Origin of the sequence: Streptomyces sp. AcH 505, assembly GCF_000818175.1 — a bacterium.
GTDB lineage: Bacteria > Actinomycetota > Actinomycetes > Streptomycetales > Streptomycetaceae > Streptomyces.
The window spans coordinates 3,659,313-3,666,951 of record NZ_JTIY01000001.1; the positions used below are offsets into that span (position 1 = coordinate 3,659,313).

The following is a 7,639-nucleotide window of genomic DNA, read 5'->3' on the forward strand; positions in this document are numbered from 1 at the left end:
GGCGAGCCGGCCGTCCGGCGCCCCCGCCGACGGCGCGGCGCTCGAAGGACTCGCCGCACGGCTCGATCGCGCCGAGCGACCCGCCCTGGTCCTCGGCGGCAGGCACCGCCGGGTCAGCCCCGAGACGGTGGCGGCCTTCGCGGAAGCCTTCCGGATACCGGTGTTCACCACCTCCCGGCAGAAGGGTGTCCTGCACGGCGGCTCGCCGTACTTCGCGGGCACCTTCCTCAACGGACGGCTGGAGAAGGAACTCCTCGACCGAAGCGACCTGGTGCTGATGATCGACCCGGAGTCCTTCGACTACTACAACAAGGCGTGGTGCTTCGGCGCCGAAGCCGTCGCGATCACCGACTCCCTCTTCACCGAGTGGGGCAACCCCTTCGCCGAGCAGTACGTCGTCGACCCCGAACCGGTACTGACCGCGCTGCTCGCGCGCGGCGGCGGCGCCTCGCGGTGGACCCCGGCCGACGTCGCCGCGTACCGCTCCACCCTGCGCGCCAGTCTGCTGCCCACGGGCTCCGCCGGTCTGTCGGTCGCGCACGCGGTCGACGCCGCGCTGGACGCCTGGCCCGCTGACGGTTATCTCGTCGCCGACGCGGGATTCAGCAAGCCGCTGATCGCCATGCTGAGCGAGCCGACCGTGCCCGACCACTACCTGGCCTCCAACGCCCTCTCCACGATGGGCTATTCGATCCCGGCGGCGGTGGCGGCCCGCAGGGCGGGCGCCCGGCCCGTGCTGTCCTTCCTCGGCGACGGCTCGCTGCTCATGCGCGCCACCGAACTGATGGTGTCGGCGCAGGACGGCGCGCCCGCGGTCTTCGTCGCGATCATCGACCGCGCGCTGACCCAGATCGAGGTGAAGCAGGAGCGGCGGAAGCTGACACCGGTCGGGGTGAAGCTCCCGTCGTTCTCCTGCGCCAAGCTCGCCGACGCCTTCGGCATCGAAGGACTCGACGTCGACAACGCCGACGATCTGCGCGCCGCCGTCGCCAAGGGGATCCAGGGCGACCGGCCCGTACTGATCGGCGCCCATGTCGACCCGGCCCCCTCCCGGGTCCTCTTCGAACTGCTGCGTGGGTGAAGGGAAGATGACCATGCCTACCGTCGCCGTACTCGACTTCATGCCGCCCGCCTCCCGTGACGTCATCACGGAGCTGTTCGGGACCGACTTCGAGATCGTCTTCGTCCCCGACAACTCGGCCGCCGCCAAACGCACCGCCGCCGCCGACGCCACCGTGCTGCTGACCATGTGGGGCGCGGTGGACGCGGACACCCTCGCCGCCGCTCCCAAGGCGCGGCTCGTCCAGAAGCTGGGCGTCGGCGTCGACAAGATCGACAGCGAGGCGGCTGCCGCGCGCGGGGTCGTCGTACTGAAAGCGGCGGGGATCAACGCCGAAGCCGTCGCCGAACTCGCCGTCCTGCTCACCCTCGCCGTCGGGCGGAATCTGCCCAAGGCCACCGAGGCGGCCAGGACCGGGCAGGTGGTGAAGGAGGCGCTGCGCGCCGAGTCCTTCCAGCTGCTCGGCAAGACCGTGGGACTGCTCGGCCTCGGCCATATCGGCCAGGCCGTCGCCCGCAGACTCGGCGGCTTCGGGGTCGAGTTGATCTACCACGACCTGCGCAGGGCGGCGCCCGAGGTGGAGGCGGAGTGCGCCATCCGGTACGTGTCCGTGGACGAACTCGTCGCCACGGCCGACGTGTTGTCGCTGCATCTGCCGAGCACCCCGGCGACCGACCGGATCATCGGCGCCGATGTGCTCAGCAGGACCAAGCCGGGGCTGATCCTGATCAACACCGCGCGCGGCTCGCTCGTGGACGAACACGCCCTGGCCCAGGCGATCAAGGACGGCCGGGTACTGGGCGCGGGACTCGACGTCACGGAGACCGAGCCGATCCCCGCCGACTCGCCGCTGCTCGGCCTGGAGCGCGTCGTGCTCACCCCGCACGTCGGGGGAGCGGTCGCGAACAACTTCCCCCGGGTGATCGGCCGCGCCCACCGCAACGCGCGCGCCGTGCTCGACGGCGGCACGGTCGAACCCGCCGACATCGTCGTCTGGCCGGCGGAGGTGAAGTGATGCGGTCCGAACCGGAGATGCGGCCCGAACTGGCCCTCTTCTTCCCCGAAGGCCCCCTGCCGAGCGCCTTCGTCGACGGCGAGTGGCACCACAGCGGCGGCCCGGCGCTGAGCGTCGAGAACCCCGCCGACCGCGCACAGCTCGCCACCCTCGCCGACGCCACGGACGACGACGTCGACCTGGCGGTCGTATCGGCGCGCGCCGCGTACGTCCGGACCTGGCGCGACCTCGGCGGCGTGGCGCGCGGCCGGATCCTCGCCGACATCGCGGCCGGCATCCGGCGCGCCGCCCCCGAACTGGCCCGGCTGGAGACCCTCGACACCGGGAAGCCGCTGCGCCAGGCGCGCTCGGACGTCGAAACGGCCGCCCGTTACTTCGAGTTCTACGCGGGCGCCGCCGACAAGCTGTACGGGCAGACCATCCCCGGTGAGGGCGACTACTGGTCGTACACCCTGCGTGAGCCGTACGGCGTCGTCGGCCACATCACGCCCTGGAACTCCCCGGTCAGTCAGCTGTGCCGGGGCGTCGCGCCCTGTCTCGCGGCGGGCAACACCGTCGTCGTCAAGCCGTCCGAGGTCACCCCGCTGTCGAGTCTGGCGGTCGCCCGGCTGTTCACCGAGGCGGGACTGCCCCCGGGAGTGTGCAACATCGTGGCGGGCCGCGGCGGTACGGCGGGGGCGAGTCTCGTCCGGCACCCGGACGTCGCGCATGTCGGCTTCACCGGTTCTGTCGCCACCGGCAAGCAGATCCTGCGGATGGCCGCCGAGAAGATCATCGGCGTCAATCTGGAGCTGGGCGGCAAGTCCCCGACGATCGTGCTGCCCGACGCGGACCTCGAAGCCGCCGTGCAGGCGGGCGCCATGGCCGTCGTCCGCAACGCGGGCCAGTCGTGCTTCGCCACGACCCGGCTGCTGGTGCACCGTTCGGTCGCCGAGGAGTACGCCGAGCGCCTCGCCGAGGCCGTCGCCCATCTGACGGTCGGACCGGGCCTCGACGACCCGGACCTCGGGCCCCTCGCCTCGGCGCAGCAGCTGGAGAAGGTGCTCGAAGCCATCGCTTCCGGTGTCGCCGAGGGGGCCGTACTGGCCGTGGGCGGCACCCGCCCGGAGGGCCTTGCCGGGCACTTCGTCACCCCGGCCGTACTGACCGGGGTCGGCAACGGCATGCGGGTGGCGCGGGACGAGATCTTCGGCCCCGTACAGACCGTGCTGACCTTCGACGACCTCGACGAGGCGGTCGCCCTCGCCAACGACTCGGTGTACGGCCTGGCGGCCGGTGTCTTCACCCGGGACATCGGCACGGCGCACCGGCTGGCCCGGCGGCTCGAAGCCGGTCAGATCCAGATCAACCGCTATCCGATGGGCGGGGTCGAGACCCCCTTCGGCGGCTACAAGCACAGCGGCCTCGGCCGGGAGAAGGGGCTCGCGGCGCTTGAGCACTACTCCCAGCTCAAGACCGTGATCGTCAGCAACTGAAGGCTCCTGGCAGACACATGAAGAGGTGCGATCGAACGTGAGCAGTGAGCAGACCAAGAAGCATGTGGTGGTCGTGGGCGGCGGCAACGCCGGCTTCTGCGCGGCCCTTTCGGCGGCCGAGAAGGGCGCCAGGGTCACCCTGCTGGAGCGGGCGCCGTTCGCGAGGAGCGGGGGCAACACCGCCTTCACCGCGGGGGCGATGCGGGTGGCGTACGAAGGCGTGGACGACATCCTGAGCCTCGTGCCCGACCTCAGCGACGAACTGCGCGAGGTCACCGACTTCGGGCGCTACGACGAGTCGGCGTTCTTCGACGACCTGGCCAGGGTGACCAAGTACCGCGCCGATCCCGACCTGGCGCAGACCCTGGTCTCGCGCAGCCTGCCCACCCTCCAGTGGATGCGGTCCCAGGGTGTGCGCTTCATCCCGATCTACGGCCGGCAGGCGTTCAAGGTCGAAGGCCGCTACACCTTCTGGGGCGGGCTGACGATCGAGGCCGTCGGCGGTGGCCAGGGGCTGATGGAGTTCCTGGTCAAGGCGGCGAAGAACGCGGGCGTCACGGTCCGCTACGACACCCGCGCCATCGATCTGAAGACCGGCCCGAACGGGGTGCGCGGCGTCGCCGTACGGTCGGGCTGGCAGGACGAGACGATCGACTGCGACGCCGTCGTGCTCGCGGCCGGCGGCTTCCAGGCCAACACCGAGTGGCGGACCCGCTACCTCGGCCCCGGCTGGGACCTCGCACGGGTGCGCGGCAGCTCGTACAACACCGGCGACGGCATCCGGATGGCGCTCGACATCGGTGCGAGCCCGGCGGGCAACTGGTCGGGCTGCCACGCGGTGCAGTGGGACCTGAACGCACCCGAGTTCGGTGATCTCGCGGTGGGGGACGGCTTCCAGAAGCACAGCTATCCGTGGGGCGTCGTGTTCAACGCCGAAGGGAAGCGGTTCATCGACGAGGGCGCCGACTTCCGTAACTACACGTACGCGATGTACGGCCGCCGTGTCCTGGAGCAGCCGAACCAGGTCGCCTGGCAGGTCTTCGACGGCAAGGTGCAGCATCTGCTGCGCGACGAGTACCACATCAAGGAAGCCACCCGGGTCACCGCCAATTCGCTCGAAGAGCTGGCGAAGAAGCTGGACGGCATCGACGTGGACGCGTTCCTGCGGGAGGCGAAGGCGTACAACGCGGCCGTCGACCAGTCGGTGCCGTTCGACCCCAACGTGAAGGACGGCCGCTCGGCGACCGGCCTCGACGTACCGAAGTCGAACTGGGCGAACACCCTCGACACCGCGCCGTTCTCCGCGTATGCCGTGACCTGCGGGGTGACCTACACCTTCGGCGGGCTGCGCATCGACCAGCAGGCGCGCGTCCTCGACACGGGCCTCGAACCGATCCCCGGACTCTTCGCCGCGGGTGAACTCGTGGGCGGGCTCTTCTACTTCAACTATCCGGGCGGTTCGGGGCTGACCAACGGCGCCGTCTTCGGCCGGATGGCCGGCGCGGGAGCCGCCGCGGCTTGACCCGCACGACCCTTGACGCCACGGGAACACGAGAATACCGTCACGTATACACGCGGTATGCAATTCAGGGACAGGGTGGTGACGCGACCACGCGATCACTATCCGCCCCTGAACCCGTTCCGGCAAGAAGCCGGTCAAAACGGGTCTCCCATTTCGGCAGCGAATGCAAGCGAATTCAAGCGAACTCCGCGAAAGCGAGGAGGTTCAGCGCGTGGACAAAACAACCGACCAGCTGGTCAGCTATGCGAGGTCATTCGGCGCCGACCAGCTGACCGGGCCCGTACGCACGGCAGCGGTCGACCGGATCGTCGACTCGGTCGCCTGCGCCGTCGTCGGTTCGCTGGCCGAATCGGCCCGTATCGCTGTCGAGTCCGTACGCGGTGTACACAGTGACCGGCCGGCGACCGTCTTCGGCGCGGGGCTCAGCACCACACCCGAGCTGGCGGCCTTCGCCAACACCAGCATGGTCCGCGCGTACGACTGGAACGACGGGATGCTCGCCCAGGGCGGCGGCCACCCCAGCGACATGATCCCGGCGGTCATCGCCGCGGGCGAGACGGTCCACGCGAACGGCGAACAGATCCTGCTCGGCGTCACCCTCGCCTACGAACTGCTCGGCGCCCTCGGCAATGTCGCGCCGACCCGGGCGCGCGGCTGGGACCAGGGCACCTTCATGGGAGTCGCGGCGGCGCTCGCCGTCGGCCGGATGCTCGACCTCACCGAGGACCAGCTGGCCAACGCGGTCTCGCTCGCGCTGGTCCCGCACATACCGCTGCGGGTGAACAGGACAGGGCTGCTCTCCATGTGGAAGGGGTGCGCCTCGGCCTCCGCCATGCAGAGCGCGCTGTTCGCGGTCCGGCTCGCCCGGCACGGCATGACCGGGCCCGACGAGCCCTTCGAGGGCAAGTCGGGCCTGTTCGAGCAGGTCACCGGCGCCTTCGAGCTGACACTCCCGGCCGATCCCGGCGGCCGGATGGTCGTGCAGATCTCGCATCTCAAGCAGTACCCCGCCGAGACGCACAGCCAGGCGCTGCTGGGGCTGATCCCGGCCGTACGGGCCTGGCGGCCGGTGGAGCGGATCGAGTCGATCGAGATCGAGACGTACTGGCAGGCGTACCACGAGATCGCGATGCACCCCTCGAAGTGGGACCCGACGACCCGCGAGACCGCCGACCACAGCCTGCCGTACCTGCTGGCCCTCGCCTTGGTCGACGGGCACATCGACACCCAGACCTCCTTCACCCCGGAGCGGATCGCCGATCCCGCGCTGCGGCCCGTGATGCGCAAGATCTCCGTCACCGAGGACAAGGAATTCACCGCCGGATTCCGGCCGCCGGGAAAGGGGATCTCCGGAGCGCCGCGCGCCCGGCTGATCGTCACGGCGACCGACGGCGAGCGGTTCAGCGAAGAAGTCGGATTCCACCGGGGGCATTTCAGGAACCCGATGTCCCGGGCCGACATCGACGCGAAATTCGACGCGGCGAGCGCGCGCCGGCTGTCCGGGCCGGACCGCGACCGGATCCGCCAGGCCTGGTGGGCCGTCGCCGACACCCCGGACATCACCGAACTGATGGCCCTGACCGGCACCTTCGACGGGAGCAGCTGAATGGATACCGACCAGGGCTTCCGTCATGTCCGGCAGCTCGACTTCGACCGGCTCGCCCAGCTCACGGACACCGACCGGTTCTCCCAGAAACTCATCGACCACACCAGCGGCGGCGACCATCTCGCCGTGGGCTACATCCGTACCCCGCCGGGCGGCGGGTCGCCGCGCGGTCTGCACACCCACGCGTGGGAGCAGATCTTCTACATCCTTGAGGGAACGATGGAGATCGAAGTCGAGGGGGAACGTTTCTCCGCCACCCCCGGCACGCTCGTCGTCTTCCCGGCAGGGACCCCGCATCGCAACTGGAACGCGTCGCAAGCGCCGACGGTGCACCTCGCGATGAACAGCCCCCTGCCCGTCCCGAACGCCCCTTCGGCGCATACCAGCTGATTGGCAGTCCCATGATCGAGATCAATGAGAAATTCAGCGTCGCGGCCGCTCCCGACGAGGTCTACGCCGTCCTGTCCGACCCGCACGCGGTCGTCGAGTGCGTCTCCGGGGCCGAGCTGGGCGAGCAGCGGGAGGACGGCAGCTACCACGGCACCATGACGGTGAAGTTCAGCGCGCTGCGCGTGAAGTTCGCCGGCAAGATCCTCCTCGAACTGGACAGGGAGGCCCGCTGGGGCAAGGTCGTGGCCAGCGGCCGTGACGGCCAGGGCGGTACGAAGTTCCAGGCCACCGCCGAGTTCACGGTGGTCGAGGGCGACGACGGCAGCGCCGTCGGCACCGTGTCGGGGCAGGTCGAGCTGAACGGCAAGCTCGCCTCCGTCATCGAGAACGCGGCGACGGCGGTCGTCCGCCGGATGACCGCCGACTTCGTCGAGGCCCTGTCGATGCGCTGCGCCAGCAGCTCGACCACGCTCGGCCCCGCGGTCGTCGCCCCCGCACCGGCCGCGGTGCCCGCAGCCGAGCAGGCCGTGGCGTCGCCGGGAAAAGCTGACGAGCGGCCGCCGGCCCCGGC

The 7,639-nt window shown here is 70.4% G+C and carries 7 protein-coding genes; all 7 read left to right on the forward strand.

Annotation, left to right across the window (positions count from 1 at the left end; translation table 11 throughout):
• Nucleotides 1-1,081 (forward strand): thiamine pyrophosphate-dependent enzyme (locus HY68_RS16720; protein ID WP_041989577.1); only part of this gene is annotated, 1,081 nt, incomplete at its 5' end.
• Between the two features lie 7 nt (nucleotides 1,082-1,088).
• On the forward strand, nucleotides 1,089-2,075 hold the full coding sequence (locus tag HY68_RS16725; protein WP_157874357.1) for a 2-hydroxyacid dehydrogenase: 987 nt from the start codon (nucleotides 1,089-1,091) through the stop codon (nucleotides 2,073-2,075).
• A complete protein-coding gene (locus HY68_RS16730) occupies nucleotides 2,075-3,550 on the forward strand; it encodes an aldehyde dehydrogenase family protein (RefSeq protein WP_107070090.1) in 1,476 nt (491 codons plus the stop codon). The genes HY68_RS16725 and HY68_RS16730 overlap by 1 nt, the downstream gene beginning before the upstream one ends.
• Before the next feature lie 37 nt (nucleotides 3,551-3,587).
• Nucleotides 3,588-5,072 (forward strand): FAD-dependent tricarballylate dehydrogenase TcuA, encoded by a 1,485-nt coding sequence (gene tcuA, locus HY68_RS16735; protein WP_198533285.1) that lies wholly within the window; start codon nucleotides 3,588-3,590, stop codon nucleotides 5,070-5,072.
• Nucleotides 5,073-5,283: 211 nt separating this feature from the next.
• Nucleotides 5,284-6,678 carry an MmgE/PrpD family protein gene (locus HY68_RS16740; RefSeq protein WP_052457108.1) on the forward strand — a complete coding sequence of 465 codons (1,395 nt, stop codon included), beginning with the start codon at nucleotides 5,284-5,286 and terminating at the stop codon, nucleotides 6,676-6,678.
• Entirely contained in the window at nucleotides 6,679-7,068 is a 390-nt protein-coding gene (locus HY68_RS39625; protein WP_052457109.1) for a cupin domain-containing protein, read from the forward strand. It abuts the gene before it with no gap.
• 11 nt (nucleotides 7,069-7,079) lie between these two features.
• On the forward strand, nucleotides 7,080-7,639 hold a 560-nt coding region (locus tag HY68_RS16750; protein WP_052457110.1), incomplete at its 3' end, for an SRPBCC domain-containing protein.

Coding starts and splice junctions, on each gene's coding strand:
- HY68_RS16725 (WP_157874357.1), top strand. CDS start 1,089: ATGACCATGCCTACCGTCGCCGTACTCGACTTCATGCCGCCCGCCTCC.
- HY68_RS16730 (WP_107070090.1), top strand. CDS start 2,075: ATGCGGTCCGAACCGGAGATGCGGCCCGAACTGGCCCTCTTCTTCCCC.
- HY68_RS39625 (WP_052457109.1), top strand. CDS start 6,679: ATGGATACCGACCAGGGCTTCCGTCATGTCCGGCAGCTCGACTTCGAC.